Source organism: Saccharothrix sp. ALI-22-I (assembly GCF_001984175.1).
Classification (GTDB): Bacteria; Actinomycetota; Actinomycetes; order Mycobacteriales; family Pseudonocardiaceae; genus Actinosynnema.
This window is the reverse complement of sequence record NZ_MTQP01000039.1, coordinates 62957-84176: the sequence shown is the minus strand read 5'-3', so window position 1 is coordinate 84176 and position 21220 is coordinate 62957. Positions and strand designations below refer to the sequence as shown.

Here is a 21220-nt window from a genome sequence, read left to right as displayed (position 1 = left end):
GGGCATTGGAAGGGAGCCGGACATGACGGATATGCAGCACGAGACGACACGGCAAGGTTTCCCCGTCGAGGCGTGGGATGCGATCGCGGCGCTGTACGACGAGCACGTCGCACCGGGTGAGTCCGATCTGGCCCTGGCCGGACTGCGGCTCGCGGGTGTGCGGAAGGGCGACACGTTCCTCGACGTCGCCACCGGCCCCGGCGGACTGGGCCTCCCGGCGGCACGGCTCGGCGCCAAGGTGCTGGCCGTCGATTGGGCGCCCGGGATGATCGAGCGCTTCAACGCGCACGTGGCAGCCGAAGGGCTGGACGCCGAAGGCCGAGTGATGGAATGCCACCGGCTCGACATCGCCGACGACACCTACGACGTCACCGGCTCGCAGTTCGGCGTCATGCTCGTCCCGGATCAGGCGCGGGCGCTGCGGGAGATGGTCCGGGTGACGAAGCCCGGTGGACGCGTCTTCCTCACCGCGTACGGGAACCCGGACGAGTTCGAGGCACTGCACTTCTTCGTCAGCGCGGTGCGGGCGGTCGTCCCCGAATTCGAGGGCATCCCGGAGGACGAGCCACCGCTGGAGTTCCAGGTCTCGGACCCGGAAGTCCTGCGTCGGAGGCTGACCGATGCGGGCTTGAAGGACGTCACCGTCGACACGAGTCACCACGAACGGATCGAAGTGCTGAGCGGACAGCAGCTCTGGGACTGGTGCATCGGTGGAAACCCGATTCCCGGCGCGCTCGTCGCCGACTTCACGGACGAGCAGCGCGAAGACATCATCCGGGTGCTCGACGGCATGATCCGCGAACGGTCCGCCCACAACGGCCCGGCCGTGTTCACGGCGCCCTTGAACATCGGAGTAGGCACAAAATAAGGCGGCTGTGCCGACAGAGACCGGGGAAAGCCGCTGCGCTCCCACCCCCGTGTCCAGGGAAACGCTCACCGCCCTGGTGGACGCCGACTACAACCACAACACGGCATCCACGGGAGCGCCCTCGACTACCTCGGGCCGTGAGCGAGAAGGCTCACGGCCTGAGCCCCGGTCAGCGTGGCCGCCGCGGCGGCCGGGTCCTGCCCGCGCAGGCATCAGGTAATCCGCCACCGCCGCCAGCAAGGCGATGTGCCGCGGGAGGTCGGGGCGCACGGTAGGCGGCTTGGCGGCCGGCGGGGGTGGCGCGCGACCCTCCGACAGCTCGTCGACGTCGTAGCCGGGAACGTCCGGCAGCGCCCACTGCGGCATTTCGGCGTGCCGCGACCACTGGTTCACCGCCGTCGTTGCGAGCGGCCGCGTCGGTGACGCAGGGCGAGGACCAGGCCGACCACCAGCAGGCAGCCCAGCGCGACGAGCAAGTACCCCTGGTAACGCCGGATGTCGTCGTAGATGACGGTGACGTGGTCGCCGGCCAGATAACCCAGCAGAGTCCACAACGCGACCCAGAGCACCGCGCCGATCGCGTTGAACGTGACGAACCGCGGCCACGGCATCCGCACCACGCCCGCGACCACGCCGTTGACCTGGCGCAGACCGTCCACGAACCGCGCCGCCACGACGACCTTGTTGCCGTGCCGGACGAAGAAGCCCTCGGCCTTGCGCAGCCGTTCGTCGGTGAGGAACACGTAGCGTCCGACCTTCAGCACCAACGGCCTGCCGCCGAGGCGGCCGATCATGTAGCCGAGGCTGTCTCCGACGACCGCGGCGAGCAGCGCCACCAACGCGACGCCGAACACGTTGAGGTGTCCGGTACCCGCGTAGATGCCCGCCACGACGAGAACCGTCTGGCCGGGAGCCGGGACCCCGAAGCTCTCCACGAACACCGTGGAGAACACCGCGACGTAGCCGTAACGATCCAAGGCGGAGGCCACCTCACCGAGGATTCCGGGCAATTGGTCGTTCACCGCGCGGCCCACCTCCGTGTGTCGGCTCCCGGCGTGCGCCGAACGCCGTTCACGCAGATCATGAACCGATGCCGCTGCCGATGCCATTCGGACGTATCGTCAGCGGTGATCGCTGACGTCCAGTCGGACGCCATCAGCCTCTGGCACGCGACAATCGACGCCGGTACGACCGCGCCCCCGAAATGGAAATTTTTGCCCACAATCAGATTTCACCCCCATGCGACACCGATTTAAAGTGATTCCACTCAAACTGGCCGACGCCGCCGGTTGTGGGCATGGCTTAATAGCGCATGGGCGCCGCAGACGCGATTTGACGGATTCGACGGAACCCGAGAGGGTCGACCGCGCTCCACTTCACTCAGCGACAGGGGATGTTTTGACCTCGGGATTCCTGAGCCGGTTTGTGGTGGATGTGAGCCCGCTCCGGGAACGGCGGGACTACCGGCTTGTCTTCGCCGGCTATCTGATCTCGGTCCTGGGTAGCCAGATGGCCACGGTCGCCGTCGCGTACCAGGTCTACGTGCTCACCGGGTCGTCGTGGATGGTCGGTCTGCTCAGCGTGGTGGAGCTGGTGCCGCAGGTGCTCGGCATGTTGTTGGGCGGGGTGGTGGCCGATCGGATGGACCGGCGGCGGCTGTTGCTGGTCCTCCAGTGCGTGTCGGTGTTGACCTCCGGTGGGCTGGCGGTCGTGGCGTTGGGGGCCACTACTCCGTTGGTCGCGGTGTTCCTGTTGGTGGCCGTGCGGGCGTTGCTCGGGGGGCTGACCGCCCCGGCCTACACGGCTCTCAGTGCGCGGGCTGTCGGGCCGAGGCTGTTGCCCTCCGCGGCGGCGCTCAACGCGATCGTCATCCAGGCCGGTGTGTTCATCGGGCCCGCGATCGGCGGTGTGCTGATCGGGTCGGCCGGGCTGCCCTGGGTGTACCTGGCGGACATGGTGAGCTTCGCGGTGTTCGCCGTGTTGCTGGTGATGACGAAGCCCGCGCCGCCCGAGCGTTCCGACGCGCACGGCGACGTGGGGCTGCTGGGTATCGGCCGGTCCCTGACACGTGGTCTCAAGTTCACCAAGGACCAGCCGATCCTGCGCGGGGTCATGCTGATCGACCTCAACGCCATGGTGTTCGGGATGCCCAGGGCGTTGTTCCCGGCGTTCGGCACCGCCGTGTTCGACGCCGGGCCGGAGAGCGTCGGCCTGCTGTACGCCGCACCGGCGGCCGGCGCGTTGCTGGCGGCGTTGGGCAGTGGCTGGGTCGGGCGGGTGCACCGGCTGGGGCACCTGACCCTGTACTCGGTCGCGGCCTGGGGTGCCGCCATCGCTGTTTTCGGTCTCGTCACGTCGTTTCCGATCGCGTTGGTCTCGCTCGCCGTGGCCGGGGCGGCCGACGTCGTGTCGGAGATGTGCCGCAGCACGCTGGTGCAGCGCTCGGTCCCCGACGAGCTGCGCGGACGGGTCAGCGGACTGTGGCTGGCCCAGACGAACGCCGCGCCGCGACTCGGTGACGCCAGGGCAGGCGCGATCGCGAGCCTGGCGTCACCGGCGTTGGCCGCTCTCTCCGGTGGGTTGCTGTGCATCGTCGGCGTCGTCGTGTGCGCCTGGCTGCTGCCCGACCTGCGCAAGGCCGTCAACACCGAACACGGCCCCGAACCCCGACCCACCGAACCAGCACAGGAGTGAGCCGCGACGAGACGCTTCGTCCTTGACGTCTTCATGATCCGCACATTTCGGTAGCCTCGTCCGGGGCGGTTGCCGTGCCCGTGGGGGGCCAATCGGAGGGCGGCCTGGTCGTGCCGACCGAAGCCGCCGCCGGGGACCCCGCTGGTCGTGGTCGCCGGCCTGTTCGTCAGCACTCATCCCGATCCCTTGATCCGAGAGGTTCCTCGATGCCGCAGCGCACAAGATCCCGAAGACGATCCGTCGCCGCCACGGCAGTGACCGCACTGGGAGCACTCACCCTGGCTGCTCCACCGGCCCACGCCGCCGACATCAACGTTCCCTGCGACCCGGCCGCACTGGTCCAGGCAGTCGCCGCGGCCAACGCCACCGATGCCCCGGACACCCTGTCCTTAACGCCGAACTGCGTCTACGCACTCACCGCGCCCGCCGATACCGCCTGGAACGCTGGGCTGCCCACCATCAGGGGCAAGCTCACCATCAACGGCAACCACTCCACCATCGCCCGGGTCCAGACCGCACCCCAGTTCCGGATCATCTCCAACTGGGGTGACCTGACCCTCAACGAGGTCACCATCGCCGGCGGCCACGCCCCCGATGGCGTCGGTGCCAACTCCTACGGAGATGGGAACTCGGGCGGGGCTGGTGGCGGTATCCAGAACTGGGGCCCGCTGACCATCACCAACAGCGTGATCACCGGTAACAGCGCAGGGGCGGGTGCTCCCGGCGCCGACGCCACCGCCACCGCCTCGGCCGGTCGCGGCGGGCTCGGCGGTTTCGGCGGCGGCATCGCCTCCTACAGCTCCACCCCGGTGGCGCTGACGATCACCAACAGCTCGATCAGCAACAACACCACTGGAGCCAGTGGTCGGGGCGGCAACGGTACGGGCACGAAGCCGGGCGGTCGGGGCGGCTCAGGTGGTTTCGGTGGCGGCATCGACGTCACCAGCGGCACCATCCTGCGGATCACCGGCAGCAGCATCACCGGCAACATCGCCGCGGACGGCGCCCAGGGTGGTTCAGGGGGCGCCACCCGCGGTGGCGGTGGAGACGGCGGTAGCGGCGGTACGGGCGCCGGGGTGTTCATCGCCACCAGAGAAGGCCAGCCGCTGAATCCGGTCATCACCGGAACCACGATCACCGGTAACCGCGCCGGTCGCGGGGGCGACGCCGGTGTCGCGGGGGCCGGCGGGTACGCGGGTTGGGCCGGCTTCGGCGGTGGCGGCGGCGGACTCGGCGTGTTCTACGACACCCTCACCCTCGACGGCGGAACGGTCAGCGACAACGCCGCGGGCGAGCCCGGAGCAGGTTCCTCCCGCCTCCCGGCCTCCGGCGGCGGCATCTACACCCTGAGGGGACACGTCACGCTGGTCAACGGGGCCGTGGTGAGCGGCAACCGGCCGGACAACTGCGAGTCCGTCGCCGACGTACCCGGCTGTGTCAACGACCTGCGCGCCGCCGGCGTCCAGCGCACCGACGAGACCACCGTTCGGGACCGCCGGGCCGACGACCTCGCCGTCGCGGAACAGGCCGCGTCCTCAGCGATGCCGGGTAAGTGAGCAACGGCGAGGGACTGGACGCCGATGCCACGGAAATCAGCGGCATCGGTCTTCCACCGGCCCTGCTGACAAGCGTTCCACAGCCTGGTTGGAATCCCCGCCGGACGGTTCACCCGGTCTGACCATCCATCCGTAACAGGACAGTGCTTCTTCGTGCCCGACCGGGTGTCCCGGTCGGGCACGAACGCGGCACAACGCGAAGAGACGCGAGTTGGGCTACTTCCAGCTCCTGTGGGGTGAGTAGCGCTGTGACATCGGAACGCCCTTCGTGTGCCGCGACGCCTGTCGCCCGCAGTTCGGTCCGGGCACGCTGTGCCCGGGGCACGGCACCGAGGCTGTCGAACAGCGCGATGGCGATCCGCAGTTGGGTACGGGCATCGGCCCTGCGACGTTGGCGACGCAGCCATTGGCCGTAGAGCAACGTCGCTGTTGTCCGCCCGCGACGGCGACGATCCGCTGCTGACCGCGCTCGTGCCGGCCCAGCAGACCATGCCGGCCTACTACTACGAGACGCCGGAGCAGACGACCGGCCTGGCCCGGCGCGCCCGCGAGTTGGCCGCCGACACGGTGTGCGACGCCGCCGCGCTCGCCGCGGGGCCACCCGACCTCGCCCCGACACGGTTGCCGCGGCCGTCAACCCCGTCCGGTGTCATCGTCGCACTCCTTGGTGATGGTCCGGCCCTCGAAGAGGCCGAAGCCGGGCGAGAGGCCGACGACGACCTCGTTGGAGCCGCTGCCTCGCTTCGCCGGCTGCTCGTCCCCCCTGTTGGTCCACTGCACGCGCTGCTTGGCCTGTTCCAGCAGATCCGTGTCGCACTTCTCCTGCGGGTCGTCGTCCTCCTGACCCCGGCACACGTCGCGGTGGGGCTGGGTTTCGATCTGGCGGGTCGACGCCTCCAGGCGGGCGCCGGCCAGGCCGTACTTTCGCAGGACGGCTTGGTGACCCGGACCGCCTACGCCGAGGTGCCACCGCGCGTGGAGTACGCCCTCACTCCCCCGGGCCTCAGCCTCCACCACATCGTCACGTCCTTGATCACCTGGGTTGCGGACCACCACAGCCAGATCCGCGAACACCGGGCCCGCACCGCCACTGCACCCTGAAGATGAAGGACAGCGCCTGCGCGGCGTGCGGCACCCGGCCGCCGCCCCGGCCGATGCAGAGCAGGGTGCCCGCGCCGGCCTCGCGCATCGCGGGTACCGCACGAGGGTTGATCAGGGCCGGAACGCCGGCGTCATCGCCGCCACCGGGTGCCGCGATCGCCCCGAGGGACTGGGTGAGGTAGGCAAGGCTGATCTGGCTTCCGGACGCTGCCAGGCTGACGGCGAGGAACGTGCCCATGGTGACGAACCAAGCACCCCAGATGAAGAACTCGAGGAACATCATCGAGGAGAGCTTCAGGCGCGTTGCCATACTGATCGCGCCCGGAGGCTGACCGGTCGTAGCAGTCACGTGACTGTGCCTCCCTCAATAAGTGGCTGTCCCCTCGTATGCGCTTCTCGGTTGGTGTGGGGTACTCATCGGCCCGCCGCCCACCGGGTCTCAGGCGACCAGCAGCGGTCGTAGGGTGCGGTGGGCGACCTGAAGGCCTGTCTCGACGCGGTCCTCTGTGCCACCCCAGACGGGATCTTCGTGTTCGACGGAGAGGACTCCGTCGAAGCCGCCCTCGTAGAGGGTGTCGACGACGGCACGCCAATCGACCTGCCCGAGGCCGGGCACGCGGTATCGCCACCAGCCGACGTCCCAGGGGTCGTCCCGGACGACAGCCTTCCCGGGCCAGCCGTACCGGGTACGCCGTTCGGGGAACACCTGGATGTCTTTCGCTTGGGCGTGCGCGACCCGGTCGACGTAGGGCCGCAGCGCCTCGACGGGATCGATGCCCATCCACACCAGGTGTGACGGGTCGTAGTTGAGGTAGAGGCCCTGTTCGAACATCCACTCCCACAGTTCCGGCGAGTAGGCCAGGTTGCCGGGATAGCCGTCGGGGTGCCAGCCTTCCATCACGCAGTTCTCGATGATGATCTTCACCCCGCGCTCGCCCGACCGGTCTACGAGCGGACGGAACACCTGCTCCGCGGCGCGGAGGTTCTCCGCGACGCTCCTGGTGGGGTCCCGTCCGACGAAGGTTCCCACGGTGGGCACCCCGAGCAGGGCCGCGGCGTCGATGAGCGCCAGCACGTGAGCGTTCACAGCCTTGCGCTCAACAGGGTCGGGGTGCAGGTTGTTGTCGTAGAAGCCCAGTGACGACAGGGTCAGGCCGTGCTGGTCGGCCAGCGCCCTGATCTCGTCGGCCTGCTGTTGGCCGAAGCCGTTGACGTCCAAGTGGGTCGCGGTGAACGGTCGGTTTCCCAGTGCCGGCCAGGCGGCCACCTCCAACGCCTCGAACCCGTTCGCCCCCGCCCAGGTCGCAATGTCGGCGAGGCTGCGCTGCGGCAAGCAGGCGGTCAGGAATCCGAGCTTCATGCGGGCACCTCCACCCAGCCGCCGCTCGCGGCGGACGTCAGGACGGCGTCGGTGACGACGGCGGCACGCAGGCCGTCATCGAACGGGGGAAGACCGTCGGGCGTATCGCCGGCAACGGCGGCGTAGACGTCGGTGACGAAGGCCGAGGCCGCCAGGAGGGCAAGGCTGCGGGAACTGCTCACGTCCGTGGAGAGCGACTTCTCGCAGATCACGTGCTTACCGGCGGCCAACGCGCGCCCGGTCAGCGGCGCGTGCAAGTGATTCGGCGTGCAGATGTGGATGACATCGACATCGTCGGCCTCGATCAGTTCCTCCGCCGACGAGGCCGCCCGCGCCGCCCGCAGCCTGGTGGCCGCGGCCGCCGACGACTTCGCGTCACGGCCGGCAACAGCAGCGACGACGCCGCCCGCTGCCCGTACGGCCCGCGCATGGACCTCACCGATGAAGCCGGTGCCGACGATCCCGGATCGACGGCGATCTGCCATCCTGCATCCCTCGGATCTGCATGACGAGGGTCACGCCTGCAGGTCTTGCTAGCACGTTCCTGCGCAGGGCGCACCTTGAGCGATGCCTTCGATCAGCGGCACGACCAGCGTTACGGGCCCAGCAAGGTTGTGATCGCGGTCTGCGGGCATTTCCGGGTGCTGTATTCGCCTGCCAGGGAATGCTCTCCAGTTGATTCGTCGCCAGGTCGGGCGCTGCTTTCGCTTCGGGCACGTCATCCGGACCAAACGCCGTCGGGGCCAGCGGGCACCCCGACGATCCGGCATTGCCGCTCCACACGGGAGTCACTGGTTTCCACACGGTAACCGATGCCGGAACTCGTCCGAGTCCTACGATTTCGACTGTTGGCGTGGAGTGTGATGCGGCACACTCAATGGATGGCGGAGGCAATCGGCGCGCCGGTGCAACCGGAGCTGAAGCGGGCCATCGGCCCGAAGTTGCTGCTGTTCTTCGTGGTCGGTGACATCCTTGGCACCGGCATCTACGCCTTGACGGGCAGCGTCGCGGGCAGGATCGGCGGCGCGCTGTGGCTGCCGTTCCTCGTCGCGTTCGCGGTCGCCTTCCTCACCGCGTTCAGCTATCTGGAACTCGTGGGCAAGTATCCGAAGGCCGCAGGCGCGGCGCTTTACACCAACCGCGCGTTCAAGATTCAGATCCTCACTTTCATGGTCGCGTTCGCGGTGATGAGTTCGGGCCTCACGTCCGCCTCGTCTGCCGCGCTGGCCTTCGGTCGCACCTACCTGCAGTCGGTCATCCGGGAGTTCTTCTCGGACGCGTTCGCCGTGTCGGCGACACTGGTGGCGATCCTGTTCATAGTCGGCCTTGGTCTGATCAATTTCCGGGGTGTCTCGGAATCGGTCAAGACGAACGTCGTCCTGACCTGTATCGAGTTGTCCGGTTTGCTGATCATCATCGGGATCGGCATCTGGGCGATCGCGATGGGCGACGGCGACCCGGGAAGGCTCACCCAGGTCGACCCGGCTCCGGGGCAGCACGCGCTCGTCGCCATCACGTCCGCGACCGCGCTGGCGTTCTTCGCGATGGTCGGGTTCGAGGACTCGGTCAACATGGCGGAGGAGTGCCGCGACCCGGTGCGGATCTTCCCCCGTGCGATGCTGTGGGGGATGGTGGTGGCCGCGTTGATCTACGTGGCGGTGGCGATCACCTCGTCGCTGCTCATCCCGGCGGACGAATTGGGGAGGGCGGGCAGCGGGGCGCTGTTGCGCGTGGTCCAGGTCGGCGCTCCCGGCTTCCCGCTGTGGGTGTTCTCGCTGATCGGTCTGTTCGCCGTGATCAACTCGGCACTGATCAACATGCTGATGGCGAGCCGGCTGATCTACGGCATGTCGAACGAGCGGATCATCCCGAGGGTGTTCGGGGTGGTCCACCCGTTCCGCCGCACGCCGTGGATCTCGATCGTGTTCACCAGCGGTATCGCCGTCATCCTGGTGTCCACGGCGGACATCGCGAGGCTCGGCGGGACCACCGCGTTGCTGCTGCTGATCGTGTTCACCATCGTCAACATCGCGGTGCTGGTGCTGCGCAAGGAGAAGGTCGAGCACGATCACTTCCGCGCACCGACGTGGGTGCCGGTGCTCGGCGCGATCACGTGCGCGTACCTGGCCAGCCCGTTGTCCGGCAGGCCTGCCGACGACTACCGGATCGCCCTGTACCTGCTGGGCGCCGGTCTGGTGCTGTGGATCATCAACCGGGTTGTCCACGGAAAGGTGGAGTTCCGCGCGGAGAAGCTGACGAAGTAGTTCTCAGAAGCGCACGCTCCTGATCACTCGCACGTCGTCGGCCTGGAAGACGGTGTCGAACGTCTGACCCTCGGCGAGGCAGACCTGGTCGATACCGGTGTCGGGTGCGTGCTTGGGCCACCAGTGGCACATCCGGCGGGTGACGAACGATCACCTGGCTGCCCGGAGCGCCGTCAGCGCGGTGGTTACGTCCGCCTCGGCGTTGAAGCCAGGTAGTCCGGCCGTATCAGGGGGTCGAAACGCAGTGCGCCAAGTGATTGCGTGAGGTTGACGAACAGCCGTGCGCCGACCGCGTCGGTCGCTGCGCGAAGCGCACGCAGATCCCGGCGCCGGCCATCCTTTGTGGTCACTTCGCTGACCGCGAGCAACGCGGTGTCCTCGTCCAGCGCGTCGGCCAGCCGGTCTCCGGGTGCGGCCACCACGTCGTGCCGGGCCAGCCAGGGGAACAGGTTGCTGCGAAAATCGTCCTCGGCCACCACCACTCGCCCGCGAGGCAGCGAGCCTGCGACTGTGGCGGCTGCTTCGGCGAGCGACCCGACGGCCGACACCGTGCCCGGCTCGGCCCCGATGAACCTCGCGAACAGCTGTCGTGCGTCCTCGGCGGCGGAATCCCACATCCGCCAGTCGAACTCCCCCGACGACCACGCCGACATGGTGTCCCGCAACGCGTCCACCACCGGCCCGGCGCCCGGCGGGGAACCTGGCGTGTCCAGCCACACGGTGGAACGCAGCGCCGGGAACAGGTCGCGGAACTCCTCAGGCGTCATGTCCGGGGCACCGCTGCGATCGCCTCGACCTCGACCGCGATCTCGGGCGCCGCCAGTGCCGCCACCACGATCAGCGAATGGGCCGGGAAGTCGCCGTCCGGGAACCATTCGGCGAACGCGCCCGCCCGGCCTGCCCGGCTGCCCGCGAGGTGCTCGGTCCCGGCGACCATGGTGAACAGTTTCAGCAGGTGCTCCGGCCCGGCGCCCGCCGACTTGAGCAGCGCGGCGATGTTGGCGTAGATCTGGCGGGTCTGCGACTCGGCGTCCGGCCCGGCCATCACCCCGTCCGGCCGGGTGCCGACCTGGCCGGAGATGAACAGCACCTCGTGGCCGGTGGGCGCCGCGGCCAGGTGGCTGTACTGGCCGACCGGCGGGCCGATCTCGGCGGGGGTCCAGCGACGGATCATCAGAGGTCTCTCTTCCTCGGTGTGCCTCAGGCCCGCCATCAGGTGCTTGCCGATCCCGTCGGCGCCGGCCCGCAGGTCATGATTCAGAACGCGGTAGACGGGTGGCGACACCCACGGCGTGAATTTCAGATAGTCGAAACCTCGTTCATCCTGATGCGGTGGCGCCTGTCCGGACGCAAAGTGTGCGGCGGGCGAAGACGAGTCGGGAGGTGGCGAAACTGTCATGAGCCAGAACGACGGCACGGTCCTGCACACCCTTCGCGGCCCTGCTGCGACGCTTTCCCGACCTCGCACTCGCGGACGAGCAGGCCGACTTCCGGGTCTTCAGCGCCGTCTACGGAGTCAACTCGCTGCGGGTGACCTGGTGAGAGCCGACGCAGCCCGCAACCACGAGCGGATCGTCGGCGCCGCGGTCCTGGCGTTCGAGGAGATCGGGCCGCAGGTGACGCTCGAGGAGATCGCCGCGCGCGCGGACGTGAGCGTGATGACGGTCTACCGCCGCTTCCGTGCGCGCGACCAACTCGTCAAAGCCGTCTTCGACCACGTCCTCGCCACCGAACTCGAACCCATCACAGCGGTGCACACCGACGACCCGTGGCAGGACCTGGTCGGAGTGCTCGAGGCCGTCACCGAGGTACTCGCCCGGCGACAGGCCATCATCTCACTCGCCCACGAGTTCGAGGCGTTCGCGAACGACAGCACGCATCGCTTCCTGCTCGCCATCGAACCCGTGCTCCGCCGCGCCATCGACGCGGGCGTGGTGCGACCGGAACTGCTGCCTCGCGATCTGAACGCGATCACCTTCATGAACCTGGCCACGGTGCACCCCGGCGATCCTCACGGCGACGACCGCAGGCGCTACCTCGCCCTGCTCATCGACGGACTGCGCCCATCGCCGACCACCCTGCCACCGCCATCACCGCACAACTTCTTCGAACCACCTGAAGCCGACGGACTGGCACCATGACCAGCCGACCGCTCGGACGCACCGGTATCCACATCTCCCCCATCGGCGTCGGCGGCTCGCAGTTCTCCAACGGAGGCCGCAGCTCTTCTTCCCGACCCTGCTGCGGTCACAGGTCGACGCCACCACCCACGGGTTGCCGTGTCCTCACCCGGGCCCGCCCGGGTCGCCCGCTACTACCAACGCCACAAGCGCCCAACGCCCTGAACGCGTGACGCCGAAGCAAGCCGTTGCAGCCGGATCCGGCCGGAGTTATCTTGGAATAACCATTCCAAGATAACGAGGCGGACATGCCCGACGTGAAGCACTTCGACCCCGAGGCGGTGCTCGACTCGGTGGAGGAGCTCTTCTGGCGGCGGGGTGTGTCGACCACCGGCGTGCAGGACATCGTGTCGGCGACCGGCGTCAACCGGTCCAGCCTGTACGCGACGTTCGGCGGCAAGCGGGAGCTCTACCTCGCCGCGTTGCGCCGCTACGCCGACCGGCGTTCGGGGCCGGTCTTCCGACGGCTCGCCGAGGACGACCGCGGGCTGCCGGCGATCGCGGACTTCTTCCGCGCGTTGATCGGGGTCCGCTGTTCCGGTGAGTACGCCCGGTGGGGCTGCATGGTCACCAATGCGCACGCCGGCACGGAGAACGACGACCCCGACGTCCGGGCGGTCCTGCACGGACACCACGACCGGTTGCGGGCGGCGATGTGCGCGGCGTTGGAACGCGCGCAGGCCGCCGGCGTGCTGCGGCCCGGCGTGGTGCCCGGAACGTCGGCCGACGTACTCGCGCTGCTGGCCTACGGGGTGAACGTGCGCTCGCGCGCGGGCGCGACCCCGGAAGCGCTCGGCGACACCGTCACGGCCGTGCTCGACTCACTGGCGAACCGACCCGAGGAGATCCGCTGACATGGTGCAGTTCACCGTTCACGACGAGACCACCGCGCCCGAGGAAGCCCGCCCCCACCTGGAAGCGGGCAAGCGCCGCCTGGGTTTCGTCAGCAGCCTCAACGGCGTGATGGCGGAGTCGCCGGAGCTCCTGGCCGGCTACAGCGCCCTGGCCGAGCAGTTCGGCAAGTCCTCGCTGTCCGCGCACGCGAAGCACGTCGTGTGGATCACCACCAGCGTCCTGAACGGCTGCGAGTACTGCGTGGCCGCGCACTCCACGATCGCGCTCAAGTCCGGTGTGGATGAAGAGACCGTGCGGGCCCTGCGCGCCGGCAAGCCTGTGTCGGACAACGCCCTGGAAGCCGTCCGCAGGCTCACCGAGCGGGTGGTCACCGACCGGGGGTGGGTGGACGACCGGGAGGTCGAGGAGTTCCTGGCCGCGGGCCACACCCGCCGCCAGGTGCTGGACGTGATCCTCGGCGTCGGGATGAAGACGTTGTCCAACTACACCAACCACATCGCGCACACCCCGCTCGACCCGGCCTGGCAGGACCAGGAGTGGAAGCGGGACACGGTCTCGTAGCACGCTCCGCGCCGGGTCAGGCGTGGTCAGCGCCTGGCCGGGAGCACCCCGCGCAAGTGAAGGGGATTCCCGATAAGGTGAACAGTCCCCGACCGCACAACTGCGGCCACCGAACCGCGCTTCGCCACGAAATCGGAACGGATCACCAGGTCGCCAAGCCCGCGGTTGCCCGGCAGCCACTGCGAGTGTCGCCCGACCTCACAGCCTGCCTGACGACCGGCGTCGACGCGGTCAGCGGCCCCCTCACGATCACCTTCACCAGCTGATTGATCGTCCGCCGTCATCCACCGACTGAAGCGCCTGTGCGACTGCAGACAAGCCGTGCAGTCACTCTCCAAGCTCCACTTTCCCTCGATCGAGATCCACTTTCTGCGGTTGACACACAGGCAGTAGCACCTCGGCGCGACTCATCACCGGATCGTGTTCTGGCGTGCCGGGTGCACGAGGAGTGAGCTGGTGATCACTCCCGAGTGATTGGTGGTCCCGGTGGTCGATGCAGCCGCTTTCGAGGCACTGAAGTTCCAGGGCGACCCGCTCGCCGACGCGGTCGTCGCCGACCTGGTCGCCACCGGCCGGGTCGGCGTGGTCAACGAGGTGCTGGAGCACTTCCGCGCCAACGACCAGCCCATCCCCGAGCAGCTGCCCGACTCGGTGCGGGAGTTCCTGGTCGCCACCGACAACCCGCCGGAGTGGGTGGAGCCCGACCGGGTGGCGCGGGCCTACGAGTTCTTCGTCGACGACGGCATGCACGTCGCCTCCGTGCTGACGTTCGGCGCGATGGTCAACTGCTACGCCCACGCCCGCGCGTCCCGGGCGCTCACCCTGACCCACGGCCTGAACCAGCCCCACCGACGGCTGTCGGAGACCTCCCAGTTCGTCATGGACATGATGGGCCGTGACGCGTTCGGCTCGGGCGGGTCGTTCGTGCCCACCATCCAGAAGACGCGCCTCATCCACGCCGCCGTGCGCCACTTCCTCACCGCGTCCGGTCGCTGGGACGTCGCCGCCGACGGCGTTCCGGTGTGCCAGCAGGACATGGTCGGCGCCCTGCTCATCTTCTCCGTCCAGGTGATCGAGGGCATGCGCCGCATGGGCATCTCCGTCACCGAACAGGAGGCGGAGGACTACTACTACGTGTGGCGCGCCGCGGGCGCCATGCTCGGCATCCCCGCCGAGGCCGTGCCGGAGTCCATCGAGGACGCCCGCGAGCTGAGCGCCGCCATGGTCGAGTCCGTCTACGCGCCATCGTCCGAGGGCGTGGCGCTCACCCGCCACCTGCTCGACCTGTACGAGAAGCTCTTCCCCGGCAAGCTCTTCGACGGCATCGTCGCCGCCATGATCCGCCAGGTCGTCAACCCCGAGGTCGCCGACTGGATGGAAGTGCCGAAGTCCCGCGGCTGGAACGGCGTCGTGCGCGCCGGTACCCGCCTGGTCCGGGCGCTGGAACGCGCCGAGGACGACAGCGCCCTGGCCACCACCATCCTCGACCGCGCCGGCACCATCCTGCTCGGCGGCAGCGTCCGCAACCTCACCAACGGCCAGTCCACCACCCTCAACATCCCCACCGACCTGCGCGAACGGTGGGAAGCCGAAGGCCGGTCCCCCGCCCCCACCACGACGGAACCGACCACCACACGGCGCTGACCAGCAAACCCGCCACGCTTCGCACGGTCGCAGACCAGACTGGCCATTGGCACTCCGGCAGGTCTCGTCAGACTCGACCGCCAACTCACCGCGGAGGAATCCGATCATGGCTCATCCGGACGAGTTGGCGGCGCTGGACCTGTACCCGGTCTGGACGACGGCGCAGGACTTGGAGGGGGCGTTCGACCCGTTCTCCTTCGAGCAGCGGATGGCCGCTTACCGGATGATGATCGACAACACCAACGCGGACGGCCGGTTCGGTGCCGACAACCGGTACAACCCGCTGTGGGGCCTGATGTTCCAGCACCAGTGGCAATTCCGCACCGACCGGCTCGGCACCGGCACCCGGCGGGACGGGTGGATCGACCCGGACTCGCCCTGGGGCTACGGCAACTACACGCTCAACGTCATCCCGTGGCTGGCGGCCGGCGCCGCCGGAGTGGTGCCGGCCCTGCCGGTCGCCGACCCACCGACCCGCTCCCGATTCCGGTACGTGACGGGCGGGGTCGTACCGGAAGAGCTCGCCCCGGCGGTGACGGACTGGCGAGCCTACTTCTCCCTGGTGAGCGGGAGTGACCTGACGGACCCCGAACCGGCGCGCCTGGCCCTCTGGAAGGCACACAAGACGTGTCTGGACGTGGTGGTCGACGTGCTCGCCGACGTCGACACCGAATCCTGGCCCGACCTGGAGGTCACCTTCCTGCGCGGCTGGTGCCGGATGGTCGACTACCTGTGGGCGGCAGCCTGGCCCACCGACTTCGCCTTCATGACCGCCCACGGCCTCGACGTGCTGCCCGAATCACTGCTCACCACACGCGAGGACCTGGGCGCACTGCCACCCAAAGCCCGCGGCAACGTCGTCAACGTCCTCCGCCTCGCGACCACCCCGAAGTGGCGCTACAACCTCAACCTCCTGCTGTGGAAGCGGATCATGCGCACCCGTGAAGCCCGTGACCGGGTGCTGCCCCTGCTCGACGCGGTGTTCAACCCCAGGCCGGACAACGCCGCCGAGCGCCGCGCGATGCTCGGCTACCTGCTGCGCCGCTGACCCCTGAATCGGCCCGCCGGAGCTTGTAGGAGTGCGGCACCGCCGACCCCGGCGCCGGAGATCAGGCCGCCTTCAGGCATCCGACGGCAGTGCAGGGCGGTGCGTGCTGCCGGCCGGCTGCCGGTGGACACCCGCGGAGTTCACACCTTCGGCGGACGATCCGCGCGGCGGGTCGACCACGCCGTGGCATCCCAGCGTGTCCGCGAACCGTGACGTTCACCGTGAACGGGCAGCTCTTCAACTGCACCAGCAGTTCGGCTCCGACCGGCAGCTACGCGGAGTCCGGCACCGTGCACAACGCGACCTGCACGAGCGCCTTCTCCGCGGGTAGCGGAACACGAGTCTTCACCTGGACGAACAGCGCGATAGCACCGAGCACCTTCTCCTACAACCGCAGCGCCACCCGGGTCGGCGGCAACATCGTGGTGGTGGCCGTCGGTTCCACCACCGCAGGCGCCCTCACCTCGGACCCGGCGAAATCCCGGGGCACCGGCCCTCAGCCCGACCTCACGGCCTGCACGAACACGGGCGTCTCGACGTTGACGGCCGTAGGAGTGCCGGCCATCGGGCTCTGAGACACCGGCACAACGGACTCACGGCAGGACCAGCGGCGAGAGGGCCGGCGCGACGCTCAGTTCGCCACGCAGCAGGGACAACTTCAGCGGCGCATCCGGTGGCAGCTCCCGGCGCAGGTCGTCGGAGATGTAGTCCATGGTGGCGATGCGTTCGGCGTAGTCGAGGAACCGGTGACACCCCACGGCCCGCGCCTCGACCGGGCGTGGGGCGTCGAGCACGTCGGCCAGGGTGAAGCCCCCGGCGGCGGTGGACTGGATGACCTCGACGGCCGACAGGTGACGCATGGCGACCCGCTCGGGAAACAGCAGGCACGCGAAGTGCCGGTACAGCACGTACTCCGACGCGCCGGTCCACTTCGACGACTCGCTGGTGGCCAGGAATGCCCGCCAGAACGGCACGCCGTGCGCCTGTTCCACCCGGCGGATCAGCTCCGCCGACACCACCCGATCGAACACCATGTGGTGCTGCATCCCGCTGAAGTGGTCCACCGGACGCCACCCCGGCGCCAAGCGGGCCGCGGCGCTCAGCGCCGAGTGCCGCAACGGTGCCGCGGCTCGCGTGCCGTTCACCCAGCGCAGCGGATATCCCATGGGCAGCCGTGCCCGGCCGTTGTGATCCACGAACGACACATCGGCGACGAAGGCGATGTCGGCGTCGACGACCAGCACGTGATCCGGCGCGTCGGCGTCGAGCAGGTCGAAGCAGCGCAGTTTGAGCAGCTGTTGGAAGTACCACGACGCGTTGGGGTGACGTGACCCGGTGGCCCGCAACGCGTCCTCGATATCCCCGATGCCCGGCTCGATCGATGCCTCGTCCAACCACCGCACACGCTCATCGGCCGCCGTCACCGGGAACCGCGACACGACGTGCACCGCGCGAACGGGGTTGCGGCAGTGGCGCAGCACGGAATCCAGGCACAGCCCCACCTCACCCGCGTCCTTCGGCGCGATCGGGATGACCACGTCCAATTCCGGCAGGCTCACATCGACGGCTGACGGCACGAGATCATCCTCATACGGCCGCGGGGCGCGCACGCACCGCCGATCAGCGGAACCGCGTCATCTGCCGGCCGGTCCTCCACGTCATGCGCCGTCCCTGCTGCACCGCGCCCGCTGCTCGTCGCGTCGGCCGACGAGCAGGTGGTGCCGATCGGTCCGGCCGCGCTTGCCGGTGGCCTGCCGCTGGTGAGCACGGTGACCGACCGGGACGGCAAGCCGATCGCGACGTGGTACGAGCAGTACCGGGGTTCCGGTCACCCTAGGACGCCGACACGCACGGTGCGACTTCCGAGCGCCCGGCGGCTGGCGAGTGGTGGTCGTGCCGTAACGCACCGCGAGGCCGGGCGATACGACCTGTGGCACTCATCGAGGTCCTGCTCGACCGACTCGGGCGACGCCGGCCCCACACCAGAGAGGTTTCGCGGATGAACGGGAGCAAAACCGCCTTACGCACCACCGCCGTCTGTCTGGTCGCCACTGCGACGCTGTCCGGCGCGGCACCGACGGCGCACGCGGCCGTCGAACAGTCCTGCCTCGTCAACGAAGTGGTGGCCTTCAGCGAACCGGTGACCAACACCCCGAAGACCGTCACGGTCACCGTCCAGGGCCAACTCTTCAACTGCACCAACGACTCCGCCGCCACCGGCAGCTACACCGAAACCGCCACGCTGCCGAATTACACCTGCACCGCGCTCTTCTACCAGGGCAGCGGCACCCGCGTCTTCACGTGGACCGACCCGACCGTCGCGCCGAGCACATACTCCTACAACCGGACCTCCAGCCGGGTCGGCGCGAACATCGTCATCCTGCTGTTGGGCTCGACAACCTCCGGCACGTTCACCGCCGAACCGACGAAGATGCAGCTCACAGCACTGAACCCCGATCCGGTCGCCTGCGCGACCACCGGAGTTTCCCAACTGACGCTTCTGGGTGCCCTCACCGTGGGCGTCTGACCGCGCGCCGCCGACGACCGTGGTCGGCCAGTGCGGTGCCTGTCCTACCCCTGGTCCGCTTGATCAGAACCAGCCGCTGCTCGGCGTCCACCAGCAACGCGCGCCATAGAGGCGTGGTGGGGAACACTCAGGCCGCCCGCCTGCCGCTCACCGCATCAGGTCACCGTCACGGCCACAAACCCGGCCAGCTTTCTGTACAAGACCGCAATTTTGTGGGCACCTTCGAGTGATTCTGCGCCGTCCGGTGGGTGATGCGCGGTTCGTGCCTGCTGCGGGTCTGCTCGTGTCGCGAGTAGACGTGACCGACAGGCACGTCCCTGCGGGAGGCAGCGATGACGACGAGCCGCCAGGTCCTGGGGATGGCCGGCGCCGTGGTTGGGGGGCAGCGCGGTGGGCAAACCTGTTCGGACGCGACGACACCCTTGTGGGGCCCTGCTGCCTGATTCGGCCCTCGTGCGCGTCAGTCGACGCCCAGACCTCGCACGAGGTCGGCGACGATCTCCGCGGCGCTCTCCGACCTGGTCACCGCGCCGACGCCTTGGCCCGCGTAGAGCGCCATCGCCTCGACGGCGCCGATGGCGTCCGCGGCGGGATTGTGCGGGCTGAACCTCGGCACGGCGGTCCGCACACCGCCGACGCTCATCTCCGCGACGTGGTCACCCGCGAACTCCTCGGCCGCCCGCAGGCAGGACCGCAGGACGCGGTGCGCCACGGGAAAGGTGTCGGCGGAGAAGGCATCGGTCAACACGGTGTCCTCGTAGTCCGCGTCGAGCACGGCCGCGAGGTGTACCGGGTGCGTGGCGGCCTCACGGGCGGCGAGGAAACGCGTGCCGACCCGCACGGCCGAGGCACCGGCGGCCAGGGCTGCGGCGACGGCGCGGTGGGTCGCGATGCCGCCCGCGGCCACGACGGGGACGTCCACCGCGTCGAGCACGCCGTCCAGCAACGGCAGCAGCCCGATACCGCCGGTCGTGCGACCACCCGCCTCGATGCCGCGGGCCACGACCAGGTCGCAGCCCGCGTCCACGGCGGCGCGCGCCTCGTGGGCGGAGACGACCTGCCGGGACACCAACGCACCACCGGCCTTGGCCCGCTCGACCAGCGCCGGGTCGGCCGGACCGAAGTAGAACTCGACCAGCGGGGCCTTCGCGGCGGCGATCTCGACGACCTCCTCGTCGGCGAGCGGCTGGATGAAGTTCACGCCGTAGCACCGCGTTCGGCCGTTGAGCACGTCGATCGCCCCGGCAAGCGCGGAGGCGGGCATCCCGACCGCGGCGAGCATGCCGTGACCCCCGGCGGCGGCCACGGCGGCGGGCAGGTCGGGAACGGCAGCGGCGAAACCGATCGGCGCCTGCTGGACGGGCACATCACAGCCGACCAGCCGGGTGAACGATGTCGTGAACCTCATCGCGCGGTTCCTCACGTCGGATCGTCCCGGGGCTGGTGACAGTGTCCGCCCCCCGGACCGGCTCAGCGCGTCGAACCCGACAGCGGTGCACGACCGGGTGCACACACCCGGTCGACGATGCCCGGACACCCGTGGTGCTCGTGCCGGTTCGGCGTGGTCGAGCCCCGGATCGGCGGCCCGACGGAATCGGCCCACGGTGCACCCCTGGGAGAAGGCGCGGATACCGGTGCCCCCTGGACGGCGGGGCGGAGTCCACCGACCGCTTCGACCGCTGCGGGATGACCGCGTCCATCTCCCCCAGTGGTGCGGGTGCGGGCCGGCGCCCGCGTCGAGCACCGCGAGCAGGGGCCGGGTGTCCCAAGAGGGGTGCCCTCATGAGCCGCACTCCCCCGGTAGCCGCGTCGGCCGGCACGGTGCAGGGGCGGCCGGCCAGTCGCGGACTACCGGGCGCTGTTCACTCGATCGGGTGAGCGATGCATAATCCGATCACCTGACAGTGACCGAAACCGCCACCTGGAACGCACCCATGAGCCATGACCGGCCGCTGCCCTCCCCGACGGCGGACGCCACACCCGAGACCCGCTACGGCACGCTGCTCGGCGTCGCGGCCGCGATCGGCTCCCTCCTGGACGAGCGCACCGGAGGCCACCGCCGCGCCGACGTCGAGCGGTTGGTACTGCTGCCCGCGCCGGCACCGGCCCGCGCGGTCGAACTCGTACGCGGCTGGCAGACCGAACTCGCCCACGCACGGCGCAAGCCGAAGCTGCCCGGGCTGGACGACCTGCTGCGAATGTTCGAGGAGGTCACAACCAACCTGACACAGCATCCGCTGCCACCCGGAGTGTCCCTGGCCGCAGGCAGGGTGGCCGCGACGATGAACACCACCCGGCACACGGTGCTGTGACCACACCGGAGTTCCGTCGTGCAGTCCTACCCCGCAGCCGCCTACCACCCACGCCCCGTCCGCCGACCAGGCACGCCGGCGCGGGTTCGGGCACCAGACCGGTCGAGGCTCACTTCCGGCTCATTTCTCGGTGCCACAGGTCGGCGACGACGCGGTCCACGCCGCGCTTGAGGTGCCGCTTGTAGGTGCTCAGCGGCAGCCCCAGCGTCTCAGCCGCCGCCTCCTGCGACGCGGCTGGGTGCACGAAGGT

The 21220-nt window shown here is 69.3% G+C and carries 23 protein-coding genes; 13 read left to right on the top strand and 10 right to left on the bottom strand.

Annotated features, from left to right (window positions below):
• Positions 1-22 precede the first annotated feature (22 nt).
• Positions 23-868, top strand: a complete 846-nt coding sequence (locus ALI22I_RS05005; protein WP_083751426.1) for a class I SAM-dependent methyltransferase — start codon at positions 23-25, stop codon at positions 866-868.
• A 389-nt stretch (positions 869-1257) separates the two neighbouring features.
• Here the strand turns inward: ALI22I_RS05005 and ALI22I_RS04995 are convergent, their stop codons facing one another.
• The gene (locus ALI22I_RS04995) at positions 1258-1890 is read right to left on the bottom strand and encodes a DedA family protein (protein ID WP_077004367.1); all 633 of its coding nucleotides are present in this window, start codon (positions 1888-1890) and stop codon (positions 1258-1260) included.
• Between the two features lie 412 nt (positions 1891-2302).
• On the opposite strand from ALI22I_RS04995, the gene ALI22I_RS04990 reads away from it, so the two are divergent.
• From ALI22I_RS04990 to ALI22I_RS53065, 3 genes are all read left to right on the top strand, one after another.
• A complete protein-coding gene (locus ALI22I_RS04990) occupies positions 2303-3562 on the top strand; it encodes an MFS transporter (protein WP_179118099.1) in 1260 nt (419 codons plus the stop codon).
• 254 nt (positions 3563-3816) lie between these two features.
• A complete protein-coding gene (locus ALI22I_RS54450) occupies positions 3817-5118 on the top strand; it encodes a hypothetical protein (protein WP_077004346.1) in 1302 nt (433 codons plus the stop codon).
• Positions 5119-5547: 429 nt separating this feature from the next.
• On the top strand, positions 5548-6219 hold the full coding sequence (locus tag ALI22I_RS53065; RefSeq protein WP_238598107.1) for a winged helix-turn-helix transcriptional regulator: 672 nt from the start codon (positions 5548-5550) through the stop codon (positions 6217-6219).
• On the opposite strand, the gene ALI22I_RS47335 is transcribed toward ALI22I_RS53065, so the two are convergent.
• From ALI22I_RS47335 to ALI22I_RS04965, 3 genes are all read right to left on the bottom strand, one after another.
• Complete coding sequence (locus ALI22I_RS47335; RefSeq protein ID WP_274522750.1) at positions 6152-6529, bottom strand: hypothetical protein; 378 nt, start codon at positions 6527-6529, stop codon at positions 6152-6154. The two genes, ALI22I_RS53065 and ALI22I_RS47335, sit on opposite strands and share 68 nt — an antisense overlap.
• Positions 6530-6658: 129 nt before the next feature.
• Positions 6659-7579: a sugar phosphate isomerase/epimerase family protein gene (locus ALI22I_RS04970; protein WP_077004345.1), complete on the bottom strand. Its 921-nt coding sequence runs from the start codon at positions 7577-7579 to the stop codon at positions 6659-6661.
• Positions 7576-8064: a Gfo/Idh/MocA family oxidoreductase gene (locus tag ALI22I_RS04965; protein WP_077004344.1), complete on the bottom strand. Its 489-nt coding sequence runs from the start codon at positions 8062-8064 to the stop codon at positions 7576-7578. The genes ALI22I_RS04970 and ALI22I_RS04965 overlap by 4 nt, the downstream gene beginning before the upstream one ends.
• A 396-nt stretch (positions 8065-8460) precedes the next feature.
• On the opposite strand from ALI22I_RS04965, the gene ALI22I_RS04960 reads away from it, so the two are divergent.
• The gene (locus ALI22I_RS04960) at positions 8461-9843 is read left to right on the top strand and encodes an APC family permease (protein ID WP_077004343.1); all 1383 of its coding nucleotides are present in this window, start codon (positions 8461-8463) and stop codon (positions 9841-9843) included.
• A gap of 3 nt (positions 9844-9846) precedes the next feature.
• On the opposite strand, the gene ALI22I_RS54445 is transcribed toward ALI22I_RS04960, so the two are convergent.
• From ALI22I_RS54445 to ALI22I_RS04950, 3 genes are read right to left on the bottom strand one after another with little or no spacing between them, the layout of a single operon-like run.
• Positions 9847-9975 (bottom strand): hypothetical protein, encoded by a 129-nt coding sequence (locus ALI22I_RS54445; RefSeq protein WP_274522749.1) that lies wholly within the window; start codon positions 9973-9975, stop codon positions 9847-9849.
• Between the two features lie 53 nt (positions 9976-10028).
• On the bottom strand, positions 10029-10610 hold the full coding sequence (locus ALI22I_RS04955; RefSeq protein ID WP_143531969.1) for an aminotransferase class V-fold PLP-dependent enzyme: 582 nt from the start codon (positions 10608-10610) through the stop codon (positions 10029-10031).
• Positions 10607-11017, bottom strand: a complete 411-nt coding sequence (locus ALI22I_RS04950; protein ID WP_077004365.1) for a RidA family protein — start codon at positions 11015-11017, stop codon at positions 10607-10609. The genes ALI22I_RS04955 and ALI22I_RS04950 overlap by 4 nt, the downstream gene beginning before the upstream one ends.
• 364 nt (positions 11018-11381) lie before the next feature.
• On the opposite strand from ALI22I_RS04950, the gene ALI22I_RS04945 reads away from it, so the two are divergent.
• From ALI22I_RS04945 to ALI22I_RS04920, 6 genes are all read left to right on the top strand, one after another.
• A complete protein-coding gene (locus tag ALI22I_RS04945; protein WP_077004342.1) occupies positions 11382-11984 on the top strand; it encodes a TetR/AcrR family transcriptional regulator in 603 nt (200 codons plus the stop codon).
• 287 nt (positions 11985-12271) lie between these two features.
• The gene (locus ALI22I_RS04940; protein WP_077004341.1) at positions 12272-12877 is read left to right on the top strand and encodes a TetR/AcrR family transcriptional regulator; all 606 of its coding nucleotides are present in this window, start codon (positions 12272-12274) and stop codon (positions 12875-12877) included.
• 1 nt (position 12878) lies between these two features.
• Positions 12879-13439: a carboxymuconolactone decarboxylase family protein gene (locus ALI22I_RS04935; protein ID WP_077004340.1), complete on the top strand. Its 561-nt coding sequence runs from the start codon at positions 12879-12881 to the stop codon at positions 13437-13439.
• Between the two features lie 486 nt (positions 13440-13925).
• The gene (locus ALI22I_RS04930; RefSeq protein ID WP_238598106.1) at positions 13926-15083 is read left to right on the top strand and encodes an oxygenase MpaB family protein; all 1158 of its coding nucleotides are present in this window, start codon (positions 13926-13928) and stop codon (positions 15081-15083) included.
• 106 nt (positions 15084-15189) lie between these two features.
• Complete coding sequence (locus ALI22I_RS04925; RefSeq protein WP_077004338.1) at positions 15190-16131, top strand: Leg1-related protein; 942 nt, start codon at positions 15190-15192, stop codon at positions 16129-16131.
• A 209-nt stretch (positions 16132-16340) separates the two neighbouring features.
• Positions 16341-16706: a hypothetical protein gene (locus ALI22I_RS04920; RefSeq protein ID WP_077004337.1), complete on the top strand. Its 366-nt coding sequence runs from the start codon at positions 16341-16343 to the stop codon at positions 16704-16706.
• A gap of 18 nt (positions 16707-16724) precedes the next feature.
• On the opposite strand, the gene ALI22I_RS04915 is transcribed toward ALI22I_RS04920, so the two are convergent.
• Positions 16725-17708, bottom strand: coding sequence for a DUF6492 family protein (locus ALI22I_RS04915; protein ID WP_077004336.1), 984 nt, complete (start codon positions 17706-17708; stop codon positions 16725-16727).
• 422 nt (positions 17709-18130) lie between these two features.
• On the opposite strand from ALI22I_RS04915, the gene ALI22I_RS04910 reads away from it, so the two are divergent.
• Entirely contained in the window at positions 18131-18658 is a 528-nt protein-coding gene (locus ALI22I_RS04910) for a hypothetical protein (RefSeq protein ID WP_077004335.1), read from the top strand.
• 460 nt (positions 18659-19118) lie between these two features.
• On the opposite strand, the gene ALI22I_RS04905 is transcribed toward ALI22I_RS04910, so the two are convergent.
• Entirely contained in the window at positions 19119-20066 is a 948-nt protein-coding gene (locus ALI22I_RS04905) for an NAD(P)H-dependent flavin oxidoreductase (protein WP_077004334.1), read from the bottom strand.
• A gap of 526 nt (positions 20067-20592) precedes the next feature.
• Here ALI22I_RS04905 and ALI22I_RS04900 point away from each other — a divergent pair.
• Positions 20593-20970 carry a hypothetical protein gene (locus ALI22I_RS04900; RefSeq protein ID WP_143531968.1) on the top strand — a complete coding sequence of 126 codons (378 nt, stop codon included), beginning with the start codon at positions 20593-20595 and terminating at the stop codon, positions 20968-20970.
• Positions 20971-21079: 109 nt separating this feature from the next.
• Here the strand turns inward: ALI22I_RS04900 and ALI22I_RS54440 are convergent, their stop codons facing one another.
• A complete protein-coding gene (locus ALI22I_RS54440) occupies positions 21080-21214 on the bottom strand; it encodes a hypothetical protein (protein ID WP_274522748.1) in 135 nt (44 codons plus the stop codon).
• Positions 21215-21220 lie beyond the last annotated feature (6 nt).

Bases quoted from the DNA above. Each gene is read 5' to 3' on its own strand.
- ALI22I_RS04905 (WP_077004334.1), bottom strand. From the start codon at position 20,066: ATGAGGTTCACGACATCGTTCACCCGGCTGGTCGGCTGTGATGTGCCC.
- ALI22I_RS04970 (WP_077004345.1), bottom strand. From the start codon at position 7,579: ATGAAGCTCGGATTCCTGACCGCCTGCTTGCCGCAGCGCAGCCTCGCC.
- ALI22I_RS54445 (WP_274522749.1), bottom strand. From the start codon at position 9,975: ATGTGCCACTGGTGGCCCAAGCACGCACCCGACACCGGTATCGACCAG.
- ALI22I_RS04965 (WP_077004344.1), bottom strand. From the start codon at position 8,064: ATGGCAGATCGCCGTCGATCCGGGATCGTCGGCACCGGCTTCATCGGT.
- ALI22I_RS04950 (WP_077004365.1), bottom strand. From the start codon at position 11,017: ATGATCCGTCGCTGGACCCCCGCCGAGATCGGCCCGCCGGTCGGCCAG.
- ALI22I_RS04935 (WP_077004340.1), top strand. From the start codon at position 12,879: ATGGTGCAGTTCACCGTTCACGACGAGACCACCGCGCCCGAGGAAGCC.
- ALI22I_RS04925 (WP_077004338.1), top strand. From the start codon at position 15,190: ATGGCTCATCCGGACGAGTTGGCGGCGCTGGACCTGTACCCGGTCTGG.
- ALI22I_RS05005 (WP_083751426.1), top strand. From the start codon at position 23: ATGACGGATATGCAGCACGAGACGACACGGCAAGGTTTCCCCGTCGAG.
- ALI22I_RS04900 (WP_143531968.1), top strand. From the start codon at position 20,593: ATGAGCCATGACCGGCCGCTGCCCTCCCCGACGGCGGACGCCACACCC.
- ALI22I_RS04955 (WP_143531969.1), bottom strand. From the start codon at position 10,610: ATGACGCCTGAGGAGTTCCGCGACCTGTTCCCGGCGCTGCGTTCCACC.
- ALI22I_RS04960 (WP_077004343.1), top strand. From the start codon at position 8,461: ATGGCGGAGGCAATCGGCGCGCCGGTGCAACCGGAGCTGAAGCGGGCC.
- ALI22I_RS04940 (WP_077004341.1), top strand. From the start codon at position 12,272: ATGCCCGACGTGAAGCACTTCGACCCCGAGGCGGTGCTCGACTCGGTG.
- ALI22I_RS47335 (WP_274522750.1), bottom strand. From the start codon at position 6,529: ATGGCAACGCGCCTGAAGCTCTCCTCGATGATGTTCCTCGAGTTCTTC.
- ALI22I_RS04910 (WP_077004335.1), top strand. From the start codon at position 18,131: ATGAACGGGAGCAAAACCGCCTTACGCACCACCGCCGTCTGTCTGGTC.